At 58.6% G+C, this 18,698-nt stretch carries 19 protein-coding genes; 11 read left to right on the forward strand and 8 right to left on the reverse strand.

Translation table 11 applies throughout. The features are described 5' to 3' along the window. Nucleotides 1–21 precede the first annotated feature (21 nt). The 4 genes from CD58_RS31465 to CD58_RS17160 all read right to left on the reverse strand — a co-directional run bounded on the left by CD58_RS31465 (nucleotide 22) and on the right by CD58_RS17160 (nucleotide 3,222). Nucleotides 22–174, reverse strand: a complete 153-nt coding sequence (locus CD58_RS31465; protein ID WP_235195269.1) for a DUF2790 domain-containing protein — start codon at nucleotides 172–174, stop codon at nucleotides 22–24. 276 nt (nucleotides 175–450) lie between these two features. Then, complete coding sequence (locus CD58_RS17150) at nucleotides 451–1,824, reverse strand: heavy metal sensor histidine kinase (RefSeq protein ID WP_049866964.1); 1,374 nt, start codon at nucleotides 1,822–1,824, stop codon at nucleotides 451–453. Beyond that, the gene (locus tag CD58_RS17155) at nucleotides 1,824–2,528 is read right to left on the reverse strand and encodes a heavy metal response regulator transcription factor (RefSeq protein WP_025214231.1); all 705 of its coding nucleotides are present in this window, start codon (nucleotides 2,526–2,528) and stop codon (nucleotides 1,824–1,826) included. The genes CD58_RS17150 and CD58_RS17155 overlap by 1 nt, the downstream gene beginning before the upstream one ends. Nucleotides 2,529–2,829: 301 nt before the next feature. After that, on the reverse strand, nucleotides 2,830–3,222 hold the full coding sequence (locus tag CD58_RS17160; RefSeq protein WP_025214232.1) for a VOC family protein: 393 nt from the start codon (nucleotides 3,220–3,222) through the stop codon (nucleotides 2,830–2,832). A 178-nt stretch (nucleotides 3,223–3,400) separates the two neighbouring features. On the opposite strand from CD58_RS17160, the gene yfcF reads away from it, so the two are divergent. Beyond that, nucleotides 3,401–4,033, forward strand: a complete 633-nt coding sequence (gene yfcF / locus CD58_RS17165; protein ID WP_025214233.1) for a glutathione transferase — start codon at nucleotides 3,401–3,403, stop codon at nucleotides 4,031–4,033. 127 nt (nucleotides 4,034–4,160) lie between these two features. Beyond that, the gene (locus CD58_RS17170) at nucleotides 4,161–6,014 is read left to right on the forward strand and encodes an ABC transporter ATP-binding protein (protein ID WP_025214234.1); all 1,854 of its coding nucleotides are present in this window, start codon (nucleotides 4,161–4,163) and stop codon (nucleotides 6,012–6,014) included. Nucleotides 6,015–6,142: 128 nt separating this feature from the next. On the opposite strand, the gene CD58_RS17175 is transcribed toward CD58_RS17170, so the two are convergent. Next, entirely contained in the window at nucleotides 6,143–7,048 is a 906-nt protein-coding gene (locus tag CD58_RS17175; protein ID WP_025214235.1) for a tetratricopeptide repeat protein, read from the reverse strand. Between the two features lie 118 nt (nucleotides 7,049–7,166). Between CD58_RS17175 and gcvA the strand changes: the two genes are divergently transcribed. From gcvA to CD58_RS17200, 5 genes are all read left to right on the forward strand, one after another. After that, on the forward strand, nucleotides 7,167–8,072 hold the full coding sequence (gene gcvA, locus CD58_RS17180) for a transcriptional regulator GcvA (protein ID WP_025214236.1): 906 nt from the start codon (nucleotides 7,167–7,169) through the stop codon (nucleotides 8,070–8,072). A gap of 77 nt (nucleotides 8,073–8,149) precedes the next feature. Beyond that, nucleotides 8,150–8,977 (forward strand): DMT family transporter, encoded by an 828-nt coding sequence (locus CD58_RS17185; RefSeq protein ID WP_025214237.1) that lies wholly within the window; start codon nucleotides 8,150–8,152, stop codon nucleotides 8,975–8,977. A 37-nt stretch (nucleotides 8,978–9,014) separates the two neighbouring features. Continuing rightward, complete coding sequence (locus CD58_RS17190) at nucleotides 9,015–9,776, forward strand: SDR family oxidoreductase (RefSeq protein ID WP_025214238.1); 762 nt, start codon at nucleotides 9,015–9,017, stop codon at nucleotides 9,774–9,776. A gap of 81 nt (nucleotides 9,777–9,857) precedes the next feature. Further along, a complete protein-coding gene (locus CD58_RS17195; RefSeq protein ID WP_025214239.1) occupies nucleotides 9,858–10,103 on the forward strand; it encodes a type II toxin-antitoxin system ParD family antitoxin in 246 nt (81 codons plus the stop codon). Further along, nucleotides 10,096–10,386, forward strand: a complete 291-nt coding sequence (locus tag CD58_RS17200; RefSeq protein ID WP_025214240.1) for a type II toxin-antitoxin system RelE/ParE family toxin — start codon at nucleotides 10,096–10,098, stop codon at nucleotides 10,384–10,386. The genes CD58_RS17195 and CD58_RS17200 overlap by 8 nt, the downstream gene beginning before the upstream one ends. 141 nt (nucleotides 10,387–10,527) lie before the next feature. On the opposite strand, the gene CD58_RS17205 is transcribed toward CD58_RS17200, so the two are convergent. Further along, on the reverse strand, nucleotides 10,528–11,412 hold the full coding sequence (locus CD58_RS17205; RefSeq protein WP_025214241.1) for a LysR family transcriptional regulator: 885 nt from the start codon (nucleotides 11,410–11,412) through the stop codon (nucleotides 10,528–10,530). 151 nt (nucleotides 11,413–11,563) lie between these two features. Here CD58_RS17205 and CD58_RS17210 point away from each other — a divergent pair, with 151 nt between their 5' ends. Continuing rightward, nucleotides 11,564–12,772 carry an MFS transporter gene (locus CD58_RS17210; RefSeq protein WP_025214242.1) on the forward strand — a complete coding sequence of 403 codons (1,209 nt, stop codon included), beginning with the start codon at nucleotides 11,564–11,566 and terminating at the stop codon, nucleotides 12,770–12,772. A 79-nt stretch (nucleotides 12,773–12,851) separates the two neighbouring features. Here CD58_RS17210 and CD58_RS17215 read toward each other — a convergent pair whose 3' ends face one another. After that, a complete protein-coding gene (locus CD58_RS17215; protein ID WP_025214243.1) occupies nucleotides 12,852–14,222 on the reverse strand; it encodes a PLP-dependent aminotransferase family protein in 1,371 nt (456 codons plus the stop codon). Between the two features lie 137 nt (nucleotides 14,223–14,359). On the opposite strand from CD58_RS17215, the gene CD58_RS17220 reads away from it, so the two are divergent. From CD58_RS17220 to CD58_RS17230, 3 genes are all read left to right on the forward strand, one after another. Further along, a complete protein-coding gene (locus tag CD58_RS17220) occupies nucleotides 14,360–15,646 on the forward strand; it encodes a hydroxymethylglutaryl-CoA reductase, degradative (protein WP_025214244.1) in 1,287 nt (428 codons plus the stop codon). A 98-nt stretch (nucleotides 15,647–15,744) separates the two neighbouring features. Beyond that, nucleotides 15,745–16,221: a hypothetical protein gene (locus CD58_RS17225; RefSeq protein ID WP_025214245.1), complete on the forward strand. Its 477-nt coding sequence runs from the start codon at nucleotides 15,745–15,747 to the stop codon at nucleotides 16,219–16,221. After that, the gene (locus CD58_RS17230; protein WP_025214246.1) at nucleotides 16,218–17,606 is read left to right on the forward strand and encodes a tripartite tricarboxylate transporter permease; all 1,389 of its coding nucleotides are present in this window, start codon (nucleotides 16,218–16,220) and stop codon (nucleotides 17,604–17,606) included. Before CD58_RS17225 ends, CD58_RS17230 begins: the two co-directional genes overlap by 4 nt. Before the next feature lie 145 nt (nucleotides 17,607–17,751). Here the strand turns inward: CD58_RS17230 and CD58_RS17235 are convergent, their stop codons facing one another. Then, nucleotides 17,752–18,693: an aromatic alcohol reductase gene (locus CD58_RS17235; RefSeq protein WP_025214247.1), complete on the reverse strand. Its 942-nt coding sequence runs from the start codon at nucleotides 18,691–18,693 to the stop codon at nucleotides 17,752–17,754. Nucleotides 18,694–18,698: the final 5 nt, after the last annotated feature.

Genomic DNA, 18,698 nt, shown 5'->3' on the forward strand with positions numbered 1-18,698 from the left:
TGAGTTGCAATGACAGGCTGCTCACTGGAGCACGCACGCCTCGGCCAATTTCAGAAAGCTGATGCGCTGCGTCACCCCTTGGGTATCGACGTACGTCATCTTTGCTCGCACGACCTCGCACACCTGCGATCTCGGCTCATCGATGCGAACAACCTGGGCGATGTCCAGCGGCATGCCGTATTCGTATTCAGGGGGGGGGCGATTGTTCTTCGGCGAACAGAGGCGAACCGCTCAAGGCGATCACTGCCAGCAAACCGGTGATCGATACGTTTTGAATGTTCATAGTGGACTCCACGACTGTCCTTACCGGGACGGTCGTAGCACTCTAGGAGGGGGACACTGACGTCAAGGTGACTGCTGACTGACAGGAAGATGTCAAACGCCGGCGCAGGAGAAACGCCGACGTTCACTCAGGCATGGCAATGTCTGGGTGGGAGTGGGCAGCGGCGGCTAGCGCGCGGCTTGGCTCGCCAGGGAAAATCCAAAAGTGTTGAGCCCGTCCTTGCTGTGGGCGAACACACGTCCGCCATGCATGGACGCCACCGCCCGCACGATGGAGAGTCCCAGGCCATGGTGCGCGTCGCTTCGCGCCCTGGCGGCATCAGCCCGATAGAAACGCTCGAACAAGCGCTCCAGGTGCACGTTATCGATGGGTTCCCCGGCATTGGAAACACTCACCGTGGCCTGCACTCCACGGTTTTCCAGGCTCACCGTGATGGTGCTCGCCGGCACTGCGTAGCGCGCCGCGTTTTGCAGCAGATTGGCCAGGGAACGGTGGAAAAGACGCCGGTCGATACATACGCGCATGTCGCCGTCGATCACCACACTCAACTGTTTGTCGAGCAAAACGGGCTCCAGGTATTCCACGGTCTTCGAGGCTTCTTCATAAAGCGAGACATCACTCAACTCGGTTGCCCGCTGACCGCTTTCGGCGCCCGCCAGGAACAGCATGTCATTGACGATGGTGCCCATCCGTTCCAGCTCTTCGAGGTTCGACTGCAACAGATCCTGAAGCTCATTCACGTCCCGTCCGTGGGCCAACGCGACCTGGGTCTGCCCGATCAGGTTGGTCAGGGGCGTTCGCAGTTCGTGGGCCACATTGGCATTGAATCCTTCGAGCTGGCACCAGGCGGCTTCCTGGCGAGCCAGGGCGCCGTTGAACGACACCGCCATTTCCTGCAACTCGCTTGGCAGCGCCTCGGTGTCCAGTCGTTGTTTTGAATCGCCCGGCGGCAGACTGTTGGCCTGACGGCTCAGCCGCCTGACCGGGCCCAGGCCGAAACGCGCGATCCAGTAACCCAGCAGCGTAACCAACACAACGCCCACCGCCGACGTCAGGATCAGCGTTCTGGTGAAATGGTCCAGGGTCTTCATGAATGGCGTTGAATCGAGTCCCACGATAAAGCGCAGCTCCGGACGGTTCCCCATGGGGGCGATGGTCTTGATCGACAGCACCATGGGACGATCTCGCTCCGGTATCTCAACGGTGAAAAATCCATCCGGACGCTTCGACCAATCCTGGCCGTCCGGCATCGGCCCACCATATGTGTAGTCAGGGTCTTCAACCAGAATCCAATAACGCACCCGCTCATCCGCGGGCGTCAGGCCATCGAGTTTCTGACGCAAACCGACCCAGAATGCCGGGGAATCGTATTTTGCAAGCACGGGGTCGAGGACAGAATGGCGCAGGATCAACTCGTTTTGCATCTGGACTTCAAGCGATTGCTTCAAAGAGCAGCGCAACAGTGTCGCGCTGATCGCGGTGATCAGCATGACGGCAAGGGCAAACATCAGGGCGAGTCGCTTGGCTATCGATCCTTTCATCATGGCGCCCCATTTTGCCTGCTTTCGGCTTCACGACTTTCCAGTACATAACCCATGCCACGGACGGTATGCAGCAGCTTGCGTGGATAAGGTGCATCCACCTTGGATCGCACGCGCTTGATCGCCACTTCGACCACATTGGCGTCACTGTCGAAATTCATGTCCCAGACCTGCTCGGCAATCATCAATTTGGAAAGAATCTCACCCTGGTGTCGCGCCAGCAGGCTCAAAAGGCAGAACTCCTTGGCCGTCAGATCCAGCCGCAGCCCGGCCCGGGTGACCTTGCGTGCCTGCAGGTCGACCTCCAGGTCATCGATGCGCAAGTGCGTCGGGTCGGCGGTGTCATCGGCGCGACGCCGGATCAATGCCTGGACGCGCGCGACCAGTTCGGCGAAGGAAAAGGGTTTGGCCAGGTAATCATCGGCGCCCTCTCGCAGCCCCCGGACACGATCATCCACCGTGCCCCTTGCCGACAACATGATGACCGGGGTTTTCTTGTGCAGGCGCAAGCCCTGCAGCACGCCGTAACCGTCCTTGCCCGGCAACATGACATCCAGGATCACGACGTCGTAATCCATCTCCAGCGCGTAGTGCAGGCCATCGATGCCATTCGTCGCGACATCGACAATGTAGCCGAGCTCGCTCAAGCCACGATGCACATAAGAGGACGTCTTTTCTTCGTCCTCAATGATGAGCAAACGCATCGGGTAACTCCTCTGTGGAAGCAGCGCGGGTCCTGACAGTCCCTGATTTATGTCTCAAGCGATCCGAGCAGGCGTGTAGACCATCCACCAGCCTATAGGACAAAGGTGTCCTGGGGCTGACCGCTTCCTGACATTCTTGTCAGAATTGACCGGGCGCCCGTCTGGGCCGACCAACTGCAGGTGAACGCAGCGATGGCGAATTCCTTCCTGTTGAATAGTTGCCTTTAAGCCCCACACACTTTATCGATTAAGTTTCTCTTAACGTTTAATTGATCATGTGCCGACAACAATGTGCAGTGCATCATTCCGCCTCGTGGCAACAAACGCATATTTTATTGCCTTCGGGATCTCGAAAGTACGCACCATAATAATCCGGGTGGTATTCCGGCCTCAGGCCTGGAGCCCCTTCGCAAGTTCCGTCCAATGTCAACGCCAAGGCATAAGCCGTGTTTACGCTCTGCCGATCAGGCGCCAACAAAGCAATCATTTGCCCGTTGCCTGGAGATGCTGATTCGCCATTGAAAGGCTTGCCCACCACGATCAGAGGACGTGGGGTGTCTGGGTGTTTCCAGGCCGCCCAGGGTCGCTCAAGGTCGGTGAACTTGGACTCGAGCCCCAGGGTTTGCAGGACCCCTTGATAAAACACAAGCGCTCGCCTGAAGTCATTCACTCCGATGAATACGTGTGAAATCATTTTTCTTCCTATAAGGATATTCAGTTCTACCTAATATCACTTCCAGCTCTCCGTCAAGGATGCGCAAGGCGAGCAATAAGGTATTCCGATCAGGAATACGCCCATAAAAATCATGCATTTTATTTATCGCCGGGGAACTCGTAGGGTGTGCCCTTCAATGCATATGGAGATGACCGCCGTGAGTAATTCCCGCCTGCGCCTTTACGTTGACTCTCAATTCACCAGCCCGTATGCCATGTCGGTTTTCGTGGTGCTACGCGAAAAGGGCATCGAATTTGAAATGAGCCCGATAGATCTCGAAGTCTCCGAAAACCAGACAGAGGGCTATGCCAACCTTTCGCTGACTCAGCGCGTACCTACACTCGTGCATGGCGACTTTGCCCTGTCTGAATCTTCGGCGATCACTGAGTATCTGGAAGAGGTATTTCCTCTGCCGCCGGTTTACCCACAAGACCGCCTGCAGCGGGCGAAGGCACGACAAGTCCAGGCCTGGTTGCGCAGTGACCTGTTGCCGATCCGACAGGAGCGTTCCACATTGGTGGTGTTTTATGGCCTCAAATCAGCGCCCTTGTCGTCCCTTGCCGAATCGGCAGCACGCAAGTTGATCGGTGCCGCACAAACGCTGCTGGCCGACAGCCCAGAGTACCTGTTCGGTCAATGGTCGATTGCCGATGTGGACCTGGCGTTGATGCTCAACCGACTGATACTCAATGGTGACCCAGTGCCCACGGCGTTGGTGGAATACGCGCAGCGCCAATGGCAACGACCAGCCGTCCAGGAGTGGGTCCATCTGCAGCGTCCGGCGCTGTAGCCTGCCCCCTTATCATTTCAAGCAGAGCGACTCAGCGCCAATCCCGCAGCCCTCTCCTCTGCGCAAAACCCTCAAAGCAGCCATTAAATGGCAGAATCCTCCAATCATGAATCTTTTGGAGGCCACAATGCTTCGTGTGTTTGAACGAAGACTCGACCCTTTCCCACCCGATGAAGCACCACCGCCCCCTGTCGGCCTGGTACGGTTCCTGTGGGCCTGCACCCGAGGCGCCCGTGGCTACATGCTCGCGTTCGCGCTGCTCAGTGCCAGTGTGTCGATTTATGAAGCCTGGTTGTTTTCCTTCCTCGGGCAGGTCGTGGACCTGCTCTCGACCTGGAAAGCGGGTGGCGATGCGCAAGGGCAGGAAAGTCGAGTGTTGTGGGGCATCGGCATCGTGTTGCTCACCAGCATCGGGCTGGTGGCGCTGCGCACGATGGTGCAGCACCAGGTATTGGCGATCAATCTGCCGCTGCGCCTGCGCTGGGATTTCCATCGCCTCATGCTGCGGCAAAGCCTTTCATTTTTTTCCGACGAATTCTCCGGCCGGGTGACGACCAAGGTGATGCAAACAGCGCTCGCCGTGCGCGAAGTCCTGTTCACCCTCATCGAAATCGCACCCGGAATCGGGGTGTACTTCATCGCGATCATTGCACTGGCCGGCGGCTTCGCCCTGAAATTGATGCTGCCGTTCCTTGCCTGGATCGCATTGTTCGGCCTGGCCATGCTGTACTTCGTGCCACGCCTGGGGCAAGTCGGCCAGGAACAGGCCCACGCGCGGTCATCGATGACCGGGCGCATCTCGGACGCCTACACCAACATCACCACCGTGAAGCTGTTTTCGCACTCCAAACGTGAGGCGCATTTCGCGCGCGCGGCCATGGAGGATTTCAAGCTCACCGGCTTTCGCCAGATGCGCCTGGTCAGCCAGTTCGAAATCGTCAACCAGGCACTGGTGGTCGCGTTGATCATTGGTGCCGGCGGCTATGCCCTGTGGCTGTGGCACCAGGGCCAAGTCGGCACCGGGGCCGTGGCGGCGATTACTGCCATGGCGTTGCGTATCAACGGCATGTCGCACTGGATCATGTGGCAAATGACCGCGCTGTTCGAAAGCATCGGCACCGTGCAGGATGGCATGGCGACGTTGACCCTTGGCCCCAAGGTGGTGGATGCGCCCGATGCCCGCGTGCTGGTGCCCACTGGCGGCGCGGTGACCTTCGACAATGTCAGCTTCAACTACAACGGTGAACGCCAGGTGCTCGATGGCCTGAGCCTGGATATCCGCCCAGGCGAAAAGATCGGCCTGGTGGGCCGCTCCGGTGCCGGCAAGTCCACGCTGATCAACCTGCTGCTGCGCTTCTACGACGTGGACAGCGGTGAGATTCGCATCGACGGTCAAAACATCGCCCAGGTGACGCAGGACAGCCTGCGCAGCGCCATCGGCATGGTCACCCAGGACACCTCCCTGCTGCACCGTTCCATACGCGACAACATCGCCTACGGCCGTCCGGATGCGACCGACGAGCAGATCCGCAGGGCCGCGGCCAACGCCCAGGCCGATGGCTTCATCAGTCAACTGAGCGACCGCCAAGGTCATAACGGCTATGACACCTTGGTGGGCGAGCGCGGCATCAAGCTGTCGGGCGGCCAGCGTCAACGCATTGCCATCGCCCGGGTGATGCTCAAGAACGCCCCTATCCTGTTGCTTGACGAGGCCACCAGTGCCCTGGATTCGGAAGTCGAAGTCGCCATCCAGGAAAGCCTCGATGAAATGATGGAAGGCAAGACCGTCATCGCCATCGCCCATCGACTGTCAACGATCGCAGCCATGGACCGACTGATTGTCATGGATGAGGGACGTATCATCGAACAAGGTACCCATGCCGAGCTGCTGGCGAGAAACGGCATTTACGCGCGGCTGTGGCATCACCAGAGCGGTGGGTTTCTGGGCGAGGATCGGGGGGTGGTCGAGGCGGTGGAATAGTCACGCTTGCCGATAGCGTGGTTGCAACGACAGTTCATGTGCCCTGCCACTGCAGGGCATGCTCGATATCGCGCTATGTCCTGTGTTGCTGGAGCTACTCTCCCGACGTGTTCGATCGATAAGCGCCATCAGCTACAGGACTTCTTGCCACATATTCCATTCATGCGTCGGGTGTCTCGAGGCGAAAATATGAGCGGCGCCTGGATATCCTGCACGCCCGAACTGTCAGTCAGCGGCGCGGAGTCGCCCATCGTGATCTGTTGCGCTGCCTCCATGATCCACTTGTCCACATTGGTATCGCCCGAACCCTTGATCATCGTCACCTGAGGTACGCCGCTGTCTGATTTGAAGCGATAGGACAACGTGACTTTTTTCACTTCGCCCGTGGCATTGACCGCCTCGAACACCTCACGAACAGCCAGACGGCGGCGTTGATGATTGATGAACCCTGTAAGCCATATTTGCTGATAACGCTTTTCCTGCGCTTCATTGAGCGGCTGCCCTGCTTTGCGCAATCGGTTCATGGCTTCCCACGCGTCATCACGAAAGGACTCGGTCGAATCCAGATACAACGCCAAAGCTCCAGGCAGGTCCTGCGGGCCACCCTTGCCTTCCTCCATCAATCGGCCAAGGGGCAGCGCGGCGTTCTTACCCGAGAGGCGATAGAACTCACGCGCCTTGGCGTAATCCACGGGCTCGCCTTCACCAAGCTCGGCCATCCGCCCCAGTAGAATATTGCTGCTCGGGCTCAGCTTGGCGGACTCAACGAACAGAGCCCGGGCCTTGCTGAAATCCTGATCAACGCCGTTTCCGCCCTCTTGATACAACTTGCCCAGCATGGCCTGGCACGTGGCATTGCCATAATCGGCATATCGCTCGATGTAAAGCAGATGGTCCTGTTCGAAGGGCCTCGCACCGACGAACAACATGCAGCGTAAGTTGACGAGCGAGGAGTCGAAATCATCAGGCCGGGTAAGGCTCTGGCAACCTGTGACCGCGGTGACAAGCAATAGGAGAAAGGCAATTTTGAACATGCTTCCATGCGTCCAATGAATGAGAAAGAAAACATTATGCCGTCAACCAGGCGGACGATCTATCATGAGCCAACGTTCATGACACACATTTCTGACGACTCGCCGGGAAACCGTATCCATGAGAGACCTGCCGCCGACCGCCACATTGCGTGCCTTTGAAGTCGCCACCCGGCACGCGACCTTTACCTCTGCTGCCCAAGAGCTGCACGTTACGCAAAGCGCGGTCAGTCACCAGCTCAAGCATCTCGAGGACCTTTGGGGATTGCAATTGTTCGAGCGTGGCAAGTCCTTAAGCCTCACGGCAGCCGGGGCTACGCTGGCGCCCATCGTGCGGGAATTCTTCATGAGCCTGGAGGCGACCCTGGGCGATCTGCGCGAGCAAAAAGGCAGGGTCCGACTCGAAGTCAGCACCACGTATTCCTTCGCACTGAAGTGGCTGCTGCCACGCTTGCCGAGTCTCTCCCGCCTGCATCCCGAGCTGTTGGTCTCATTGGACACCACGGACAAGATCATCCACTTCTCCAACGCCCAAGCCGATGTCGCGATCCGGCTCGGCAAGGGCATTTACCCGGGCCTGCATTCAGAGTTTCTGTTCGGCGAGCAGGTGTTTCCGGTGGCAAGTCCCGATCTTTTGCAGCGCTTCGGAACACCGCGCAGCCCTGCCGACTTGTTGCACTACCCGCTGCTGACCCGAGATGGCGCCGAGCTGGTGCCGAAATGGGAGGTCTGGTTTCAAAAGGTCGGGCTGGAGTTTTTGCCACTCAAGGAAAGCGTCAGGTTTGGGGATACCAACATGACGGTCGAGGCCGCGTTGCTCGGCCAGGGCGTCGCCTTGGTGCGCAGCGGGCATGTTGAAAGCGAAATCAGCGATGGTCGCCTGGTGCGGCTGTTCGATGTGCAGTTCCCATCACCGCTTGCCTACTATTTCGTCTGCCCAAGGGGCACCGAATCGCAGCCGCACATCGTCAACTTTCGCCAGTGGCTGATAGGTGAAGCGCTGAAAGTCCAACGAGCTTATGGGTAATGTGCATGAGGTTTAACTCATGACGTAATGAGGAGACTTCGCTGTAGTCCGGGCATCTGGGCTGCTTAAAATGGTGCATGCCTATCCATATCACCTTGCTGGTTCTTTTCGCCGCGCTCCTGCATGCCAGCTGGAATGCGCTACTGCGTGGCGGCGCCGATCGGCTGTGGTCAATGACGATCATGTGCATCGCAGTCGCCATCGCCAGTGCCGTCGCCGCGGCGTTCATGGTGCCGCCAGCGGCTGCCAGTTGGGGCTATGCGGTGCTTTCGGCGTTGCTGCATGTCGGCTACAACCTGTTTCTGGTGCGCAGCTACCGGGTCGGTGACCTGGGGCAGACCTATCCGATTGCGCGTGGATCGTCACCGGTGTTGATCACCCTGGGCGCCGCCGTCTTTGCCGGAGAAAGCATCGTCCCCGGCGCGCTACTCGGTATTGCGCTGGTGTCGGGCGGAATCATTTCGCTGGCCTTCAGGGGGCGCCAGCTATCGGTGCCCGGCCTGCCCTATGCCTTGGGAACGGGCTGCTTCATCGCTGCCTACAGCGTCACCGACGGCATTGGCACCCGGCTTTCCGGCGCGCCGCTCGCCTACACGGTGTGGATGTGCGCCTTGTGGGGCGTGCTGATGCCTGCGGTGTACATCGGCCTGCGCGACGCCCGCAGTTTATTCGCCGTCCGGCCCGGTACATTGACCGCCTTGTTCGGCGGGTTGGTCTCGTTGCTGGCCTATGGAATCGTCATCTACGCCATGAACGAAGCGCCCTTGGGCGCGGTATCGGCATTGCGCGAAACCAGCGTGCTGTTCGCGGCGTTGATTGGCTACGTGTTCCTCGGCGAGACACTCACCGCTCGCCGGCTCCTGGCGTGCGCAGTGATCGCCAGCGGCACCCTCATCATCGGCTGACACAACTCATTTCTCACCGTTGCAGGAGGTACTCTCGATGGAAAACGTCTCGCAGGCACCGCTGATTCTAATAACCGGTGGCAGTCGCGGAGTGGGTGCCGCCACTGCGCGCCTGGCCGCCGAACAAGGCTATGACGTCGCGATCAGCTACGTTGCCAACGAGCCCGCGGCGCTGGCTGTGGTGGCGGATGTGGAGGCCTTGGGACGCCGGGCGCTGGCCATCCGGGCCGACAGCGCGGACCCCGGGCAGGTCGCGGATTTGTTCGCGGCCATCGATCGCTCGTTCGGGCGCATCGACGTATTGGTCAATAACGCTGGGGTACTGGCGCTGCAATCACGCCTCGAGGACCTCGGCTTCGAGCGCATGCAGCGCATCTTCGCGGTCAACGCCATTGGCCCGATGCTCTGCGCACAGCAGGCGGTGAAGCGCATGTCTAACCGGCACAACGGTCCGGGTGGAGTGGTGATCAACATTTCTTCGGCATCCGCGCGCCTGGGCAGCCCCAATGAATATGTCGACTACGCGGCGTCCAAGGGAGCCCTGGAGACCTTCACCATCGGCTTGGCCAAAGAGGTGGCCCGGGAAGGAATACGCGTCAACTGTATTCGCCCCGGCCACATCTACACCGAAATGCATGCCAGCGGCGGCGAGCCGGGGCGGGTCGATCGCGTCAAGGACTCGATCCCCATGGGCCGCGGTGGCCAGCCGGAGGAAGTGGCGCGGGCCATCCTGTGGCTGGCCAGCGCGCAGGCGTCGTTCGTGACCGGTACGTTCCTCGATGTCACCGGTGGTAAGTGAGTGGTGGCCAGACCCGCTTGCACAAAATCGCACCAATAGTATGATAAAAATCACATCGACATAGTTTCTTAGGAGCAATCCATGGCCACTGTACGAAAAACTATCACCGTGACTGACCAGCAGGATAGCTGGATAAAATCGCAGATCGACGCGGGTCATTACACCAATGACAGCGAGTACATTCGCGACTTGATCCGTCGTGAGCAGGAACGTAGCGCCGAGGTAGACGCCATCCGCGCAGCGTTGCTTGAGGGAGAAGCCAGTGGCAGAGCTCGCCCTTTCGACCCCGAGGTATTCAAACAGAGGATGCTGAAGGTTCATGGCTGAATACCGTCTTACTCCCGCCGCCGAGCGTGACCTTGAAGATATCTGGGTTTACACGGCTGAGCAGTGGGGCCAGAAACAGGCCAATCACTACATCGATATCTTGGCAACGACACTTTCAGATCTGGCGCAGCATCCTAAAACAGCGCCCGCCTGCGACCATATTCGACTTGGCTACCGAAGACGAAGCATTGAGCAACACATGATTTACTTCCGTATTGCTACGTATGGGGTTTCTATCATTCGTATCCTGCATGACAGGATGGATGCATCACGTAAGCTATAACAGTTAACTATTGGCCGCGACGATGGTTGACGCAATCCAGGCCACAGGTCGTCGGTATATCCATCAGTGGCAACCTGGGGCATATGACATGAATCCCCTTGCGCAGTGCCGCCCCTGCACTGATCCGAGCGAGTAGCAGGCTCAACGCTTGAACAGCTCAGCGTTCATGAAATCAATGAACACCCGCAGCTTCGGTGCCAGATGCTTGCTGGAAGGCCAAAGCATTCGGAAGGTGCTCTGGTGCTGATTGAAATCGTCCAGGACGGTGACCAGCTCACCAGCAGCGAGAGCCTCGCGCACGGTGAAATCCGGTACACAGGCAATCCCCAATGCATCCCGCACCACATGAAGCAGAGCCTCGGTGGTGTTACAGAGCAGGGTCGCCGGAAGATTGAGCTCAGCCTCGCCTTCTTGCCTGACCGGCCAGACCTGCAGCCGGCCGGTGCTGGGGAATTTATAGAGCAAGCAGGCATGCTGCAGCAGATCAGTCGGCACCTGCGGCGTACCGTGTTCGGCGAAGTACCGGGGCGAACCCACCACCAACAGCTTGAACGGGCCCAATGGACGGGACATCAGCCGCGAGTCGTTCGGCTCACCGGTACGGATGACCACATCGAACCCTTCCTCGATGATGTCCACTAACCGATCGGAAAAATCCAGGTCCAGTTCAATGCTCGGGTAGCGACGCATGAAGGCGATCAGCGTCGGCATGATCAAATCCGCCACCAGCGGCACACTCACCCGCAGCTTGCCCCGTGGCGCTTTCCGGGTTTCGGACAACTCCAATTCCGCGGCTTCCACTTCGCTGAGAATGCGCCGACAACGCTCGAGAAAAAGCGCGCCCTCTGCCGTCAGCGTGATGCTCCGCGTGCTGCGATGAAACAGCCGTACGCCCAGGCGTTCCTCCAGTCGGGCGACGCTTTTGCCCACCGCTGAGGACGAAATCCCCAGCGCTCGTCCGGCCTCCGAAAAGCTGCGGGTTTCAGCGGCCCGGACAAAAAAATCAATCCCGCTTAGCGATTCCATACCCGCCCCATTACGGACATTTATTCCGATGTGTTTCGCACTCTAGCATTCTTGTCTCATCCAAGGTGGGCCCCTACCGTAGTCGGCACGTATCGCCCCCCCTGCTGACGACACCGGCGGGGGCGTCAACTGCACCACCAAAAGGTGAACCATGACGATTGCCAATACCCACATCGAGCTCCCTCCAGACGTTGCGCAAAACCCTGCGCCACTGCCTCTCGGATCACTGTTTGCCCTGGCATTGGCGGCATTCATTACGATCCTGACCGAAGCATTGCCCGCCGGCCTGCTGACCCAGATCAGCGAAGGGCTGGCCATTTCCGAAGCGCTTGCAGGCCAGTGGGTGACTGTCTATGCCATCGGCTCGTTACTGGCGGCCATTCCACTGACGGCAGCCACCCAAGGCATGCGGCGACGCTCGCTTCTGTTGTTCGCGATCGCAGGTTTTGCCGTTGCCAATACGGTCACGGCGATTTCAACCAGCTACGGCTTGACGATCATTGCTCGGATGTTGGGCGGTGTTGCAGCCGGGCTGCTCTGGGCATTGTTGGCAGGCTATGCCTCCCGCCTGGTGCCAGAGAGCCAAAAAGGCCGGGCCATTGCGATCGCCATGGTCGGTGCGCCACTGGCGTTATCCCTGGGTGTGCCCGCCGGGACCCTGCTCGGCAACCTGATCGGTTGGCGGATGAGCTTCGCGATCATGAGCTTGTTTGCGCTAGCCTTGATGGTCTGGGTGCGCCTGAAAGTACCTGACTTCCCAGGGCAAGCCGCGAACAAACGCTTTGGCTTGGGCCACGTTTTCGCGCTGCCGGGCGTTCGGCCGGTCCTGCTCGTGGTGCTTTCGTTCGTGCTGGCACACAACATTCTCTTCACCTACATCGCCCCATTCTTAAGCGCGGCCGGACTGGCCGACCGCACCGAGCAAGTCCTATTGGTTTTCGGCGTCACGTCGCTACTGGGCATCTGGATCGTCGGCGTACTGATCGACCGGCATCTTCGGCCATTGACGCTGGCCGGCACGATCCTGTTCGCCATTGCGGCGCTGCTGCTGTGGGTGATGAACGACAGCCTGGCTGCGGTCTATTTCGCGGTGGGTGCCTGGGGGATCGCTTTCGGCGGCGCGGGAACGTTGTTCCAGACTGCACTGGCCAAGACGGCGGGAGATGCGGCGGATGTCGCCCAGTCCATGTTGGTCACAGCCTGGAACCTGGCTATTGCGGGCGGCGGGATCATTGGCGGCGTGCTGCTGGATCACCTGGGTGTCGCCGCGTTTGCGCCTGCCCTCATCGCGCTCCTGGTGATCACGTTAACGGTGGTGTGGTCCGCCAGGCGCCATGGTTTTCCTGGATCCGCCAGGTAAAAAAGCGCATCGAGATCACGGGCCAGGATCTCCTCAAGAAAATCGATGAACACACTAATGCGGCTGAAGCCCGGTAATCTCAACCGCTCAATACGGCCTTGAGCAATGGATCATTCAGATACGCGACATTCAATCTCGTCCATGGATTTATACGCGACTGTTCCGGAGAAAAAATGTGTCCAGGGGCAATCATGAAGCCCTTCGGAAGCAGTCGACGGGTGAGTTCCCTTGCATCGTCAATGTGAGCAAACCTGGCCCACAAATAGAGGCTTTGCTCCGGTCTGACGAAGACTTCGGCGCCAATGTCATCCAGCATCTGCAAACCTGCCGTGGTGGCGATTTTTAGCCGCTCTTGTAAGCGGATCAGATGGCGCAGGAAATGCCCTTCCGTCAGGATGACGTCAACGGTTCGCTCACAAAGCTCCGAAGTGCTGGTGTGCAGCAGCATTTTCAGGTCGCCCAGTTCATCTATGACGTCTTTACTGCCTGCGATGAACCCAACCCTCAATGCCGCAGACACCGACTTTGAGAAGCTCCCTACGTACAGCGAGCATCGCAACTGATCCAGCGCCGACACCTTGATGGCCGATGCCGGTTTGAAATCTGCCAAAGCGTCGTCGTCCACCAGGATGAAGTTGTGCTCTTGCGCTAACTGAACCAACCGATGGGCTTTGCCGGGTGAAATATCGGAGCCCGTCGGGTTGTGCCCGACAGACTGCATGAAAAATAACTTGGGCTTATGCGCAAGCAGATGCTGCTCCAGCACGTCCATGTCCGGCCCATCGGGCAATCTGGGTACGGATAGCATCCGAGCGCCTTGTAATTGCAGCTTGCCGAATAGCGGGTAATAGCCTGGATCCTCGACAAAAACGTAGTCCCCGGGCGCTATGAACCGACGAATTATCAGGTCCAGTGCGTGATTGGCCCCATGGGCGGTGACGATCTGGCGAGGGTTTGCGGTAATTGAGTAGGTCGCCAGTTTTTGCACCAGATGTTGCCGAAGCGCTGCATTCCCCAGCCGGTTGCCGTAGCGGAAAAGCGTCGTTACGCCGATACGCATGACCTGCCGGGTGAACTTGTCCAAGCGCAAATCCATCAGCCACTCTACCGGTGGAAAACCCTCACCGAGTGGCGAGTGACCGGGCTCACGGACAAACTGCTGGCGCATGAGCCAGATGGTGTCCATCGCCCGGGTGAACGGTAGCGGCTCTTCCGGTTCGTGACTGCTCGGGGCTCCCTGCTTGACGAAGAAGCCCTGGCCATGGCGCGCTTCGACAAGTCCTTGGGAGGCCAGCGATTCATAAGCGTTGATCACCGTGTTTTTCGAATGGCCAAACAGCCGCATGCACTCGCGCAGGGAGGGCAATCGGTCACCCACCCGGTAAGTGCCGTTGCCGATTTGCTCGACTAATGAGGCCGTCAGTTGCTGGGCAAGTGTCAGCCGCGCCATCGTATGGAACCCTGGACGAATGAGTTACAGAGGGTACAGCTTAGGTACTGTCTGTCCAAACTGTACCTTTTTTACTCTGGCACATGTGAATAGGGTGACAGCCATTCAATAACAATAACTGCGCCAGGACCCTTCACATGAGTATCGACTCCCGCCTCCCCATGTTCCGCAACCTGTCGCCCGCCGAACGCCTGGGCCATTTGCAGGCGCTGCTTGAGCTTCCAGAAGCGGATGTTGCCCTTCTACGCGATGCCGGCGCCCTCCCCTTGGAAATTGCCGACGGCATGATTGAGAACGTGATTGGCAAGTTCGAATTGCCCTACGCCGTCGCGAGTAACTTCCAAATCAATGGTCGTGACGTCATCGTGCCGTTGGTGGTTGAAGAGCCGTCAGTGGTCGCAGCGGCTTCGTTCATGGCCAAGCTGGCACGCGATGCCGGTGGTTTCCAGACCTCCAGTTCTCTGCCGCTGATGCGAGCCCAGGTGCAGATTGTCGAGGTCGAAGATCCCTTCAATGCACGTCTGAGCCTTTTGCGGCGCAAAGACGAAATCATCGAACTCGCCAACCGCAGGGATCAACTGCTTAACACACTGGGCGGCGGCTGCCGCGACATTGAAGTACACACCTTTGCCCAGAGCCCTCGCGGGCCGATGCTGGTAGCCCACCTGATCGTGGATGTGCGCGATGCCATGGGCGCCAACACCGTGAACACCATGGCTGAAGCGGTTGCCCCGCTGATGGAAGAAATTACCGGAGGCAAGGTACGACTGCGCATTCTGTCCAACCTGGCGGATCTGCGTCTTGCCAGGGCCCAGATCCGCATTGCCCCTGAGCTGCTCACGACCGCAGCCTATAAAGGCGAAGACGTCATTGAGGGGATCCTCGATGCTTACAACTTTGCTGTCATCGACCCCTATCGTGCAGCCACCCACAACAAGGGCATCATGAATGGCATCGACCCCCTTATCGTCGCCACGGGTAACGACTGGCGCGCGGTGGAAGCCGGCGCTCACGCCTATGCCTGCCGTAATGGCCATTACGGTTCGCTGACCACGTGGGAAAAAGATGGCAAGGGTCATCTGGTGGGCACCCTGGAAATGCCCATGCCTGTTGGCCTGGTCGGCGGCGCCACGAAGACTCACCCACTGGCACAACTGTCGCTCCGCATCCTGGGTGTGAAGACGGCGCAGGAACTCGCCGAAATCGCGGTGGCAGTGGGCCTGGCTCAAAACCTGGGCGCACTGCGTGCATTGTCGACGGAAGGAATACAACGCGGACACATGGCTTTGCATGCGCGCAACATTGCGCTTTCCGCAGGTGCCAAAGGCGAAGAGCTCAATTGGCTGGTCAAGCAGATGGTTGAGGCGGGGGATGTGCGTTCAGACAAAGCGGCTGAATTACTCAAGCAAAAGCGCGCGCAGTGATGCCCTTCTCGCGACACATGACCTTGTAGAAACGAACCAAACCGCATCTCTTCACGTTCATAACAATAAAAGCCCGCAGGGGCAGTGGGAGAATCCTAATGAAATCCGAACTGTTTGAAGTATGGGGCGACACGGTAGACGGTCGCCACTTGATCTACTCCATTGGCATCGGCGCAATCGTCAGCCTCGGCACGTTCTTCCTGGCGCAGTATCTGTTTGTCGGCTGGGTAGACTCTCAGCAGATGGCCCGTGCATACGCGATGCTGGTGGGTATCGTGGGTTGCCTCGCAGGCGGAGCCATCAGTGCGTCGCTTTTCAAACCCAAGCGCAATGTCGTGGAACATCTGGCCGATCCGGCGTGGCGTTCAAAAATCCTGATCGAGTTGGAGAATGAATACGGCCCCCTCGGCAATCTGACTGACCTGCCGCCAGCCACGATAGCGGAGCTGCGTGAAATGGATCTTTATGATCTGTTCTCGGATTACGAGAAAGGTCAAAGCAATTGCGCAAAAAGCTTCGATGCCCCTCCCATCGCCGCTGTCAGCGCGGGAAGCCTCAAGGGTGACCGACCATGATCGCCCCCCTGCTGGATCAGATCCTGATTGCGTTGGGCATGGGTATCCTGGGGGCGGTGATTTTTGCCGGGATCGGGCTCATTTCGGGTAGCGATGAAACCACGACGCTCGCCCCGCTGACGTTGCTGGTGGTTCTGCTGGGCGTTCCTGCCGCGGGTGTGCTGACATTCTTCCTGGCGGGCGCCGTGGCCAAACATATGACCCACGCCGTACCGACGGCGCTACTGGGTATTCCGGGCGACACCATGGCAACGCCACTCATGCGCGAAGCCAACTATTTGCGCAATCTGGGCGTCCCCCACATCGCACTGCGCAAGATGATTTCGGGCGCGGTCATTGCTGCGTTGATTGCTGTTCCGATGGCGGTACTGTTCGCCGTGATGCTTGCGCCGTTCGGTGACATGATCAAGCGTGCTGCACCCTGGGTATTCCTGTGCGCAGCGGTTGCTATTGCATGGTTTTCCAAAGGTCGCATGGCGGCGGTGCTGACGCTGATCCCTTTCGTCATGGTGATCGTGGCCCTGCAAAGCATCACCGGTCAGTATGGGGTCAAGCTCAGTGTCAGCTACTTCCTCGGCATCGCCATCGGCCCATTGATCGCCGCCCTGTTCTCCACGCTCGCGCCGGCCGAGCGAGAAACAATGCGACGCCAGGAGGTGCGCACTTTCTCCTTGTCTCCCGACGTAAAAAGCGGGGGTGGATTTTTCCCTAATCCACTCAAGGTATTGGACAGCAGGCAAAGCCTGTGGACGGCCATCACTGCGGTAATCTCCAGCGCCACCTTTGTGTTCAGCCCGGTTGCCATGACCGTCATCATGGGCGAAGTCGTCGGCTCGAGGGTCAAGCACGTTTACCATCGGTTGACCACAGTCATCACCGCTCGAAACGGGGTGACCGAATCGACTTATCTCGCCGAAGCGTTAATCCCGCTGATCGCGTTTGGCCTGCCACTTAGCCCTGTCGCCGCAGGCCCGGCGGCGCCGCTCTTCAATGCTCCCCCACGCTTTAGCGTCGACAACGCAACGGGTCAGGTGCACAACCTGCACTCTCTGCTCAGCACGTGGGAGTTTCTGGGGTACGGCATGTTGGCAGTGGTCATTGCCATTCTGATTGCCTATCCATTCACCATGAGCTACGCCCACAGAGCTGCCTCCTATGTGTCGCGCAACATCAGCCACGAAGCCGTGATCTCGACATTTGTTGGCCTGATCCTGGTAATCGGCATCTGGGAAGGTGGCCTCCTGGGCCTGCTGGTTATCATCACCATCGGCCTGCTTGGCGGATTTCTCTCACGCTTTCTGGGCTTCAACATTGGCGTCCAATTCATGGGCTATTACACCGCCGTGCTCACGGTGCCGGCCCTCGTCGCCCTGGCACACCCATGATCTCCAGCAAGCACGACAATCCTCGCATCCCTGCTGTTGGTGTTGGGATGGCGATGAAGCTCGGCGCTTGAACAGCTTCGTGTTCATGCAATCAATGAACACCCGCAGCTTCGGCGCCAGAGGCTTGCTGGAAGGGCTTTTACGCTCATTTGCCTGCGAGGTTTTGCCTTGCCCACTGCTCGGCCGTGGTGACTTGAATCGAGTGCCGCTCGTTGAAAGTGTCAGCTTTAGGCCAAGCCACGCCTCTGCCTTGGGCAAACACAGCGCGGTACTTCTTGATGTGGTGAGTGGGGTCTTTTTCCAATTCCTGGATCAGGTACGGAACAGTCCACACGTTACGTTTGAATGGACGTCCCAGCACCCGCTCAAGGATGCTCGCAACCTGCCCATATGTCACAGTATCCCCAGAAAGGTAGACGATTTCATTGCGCAAGCGAGGCTCGAAGAAGACGATTTCCGCCGTCAGAGTACCGATGTCGTCGGGTGTCGTGAGCGTCACGCTGTTCTCCAGACTACCCAGGGCGTTCACTGTGTCATTTTCGAAGTCAATCACCTCAAATACAGGCTCGAAGAGAAAGCTGGTGAACATACCCGTCGAGATGATGACCCATTCAGTTTTGTCTTGGGCGCGAAGCAACTCGCGCACATCGAGCTGAGCATCGAATAGATCCTGAGGACTGCCCCGCCCAATCACCTCGAAATCGACGCCAAACTGCCACGGGAAGTAGCGCTTCACGCCGGACTCGAGAGCTGCTGTTGCCAACTTCATCGGGGTTTCTCGACCCGCGACCATGCCTGCGCAGCCTATTACGGTATCGAAACGTGCGAAGACTTCAGCCAGCTGATCGATCGAATCGTTCACCAAGTCTGCCGCAACCATCTGGATACCCAGACCACGGAGCTCCTCGATTTCCAACTTCTTATCGGGCAACTGAGTGTTGATGGTCGAGTCCCTGAGCAGGACACTGATTCGGGAACCGGGCGCACGCTTTGCCACTTGCGCAAGATTGCGCAAAACCGGGAGGCCAAGTTCTCCGGCGCCTAGAACGAGGATCGATTGGGGGGAAAACTGAGTCACTGCGGTCATCATTA

The organism is Pseudomonas brassicacearum, from assembly GCF_000585995.1.
Lineage (GTDB): Bacteria > Pseudomonadota > Gammaproteobacteria > Pseudomonadales > Pseudomonadaceae > Aquipseudomonas > Aquipseudomonas brassicacearum_A.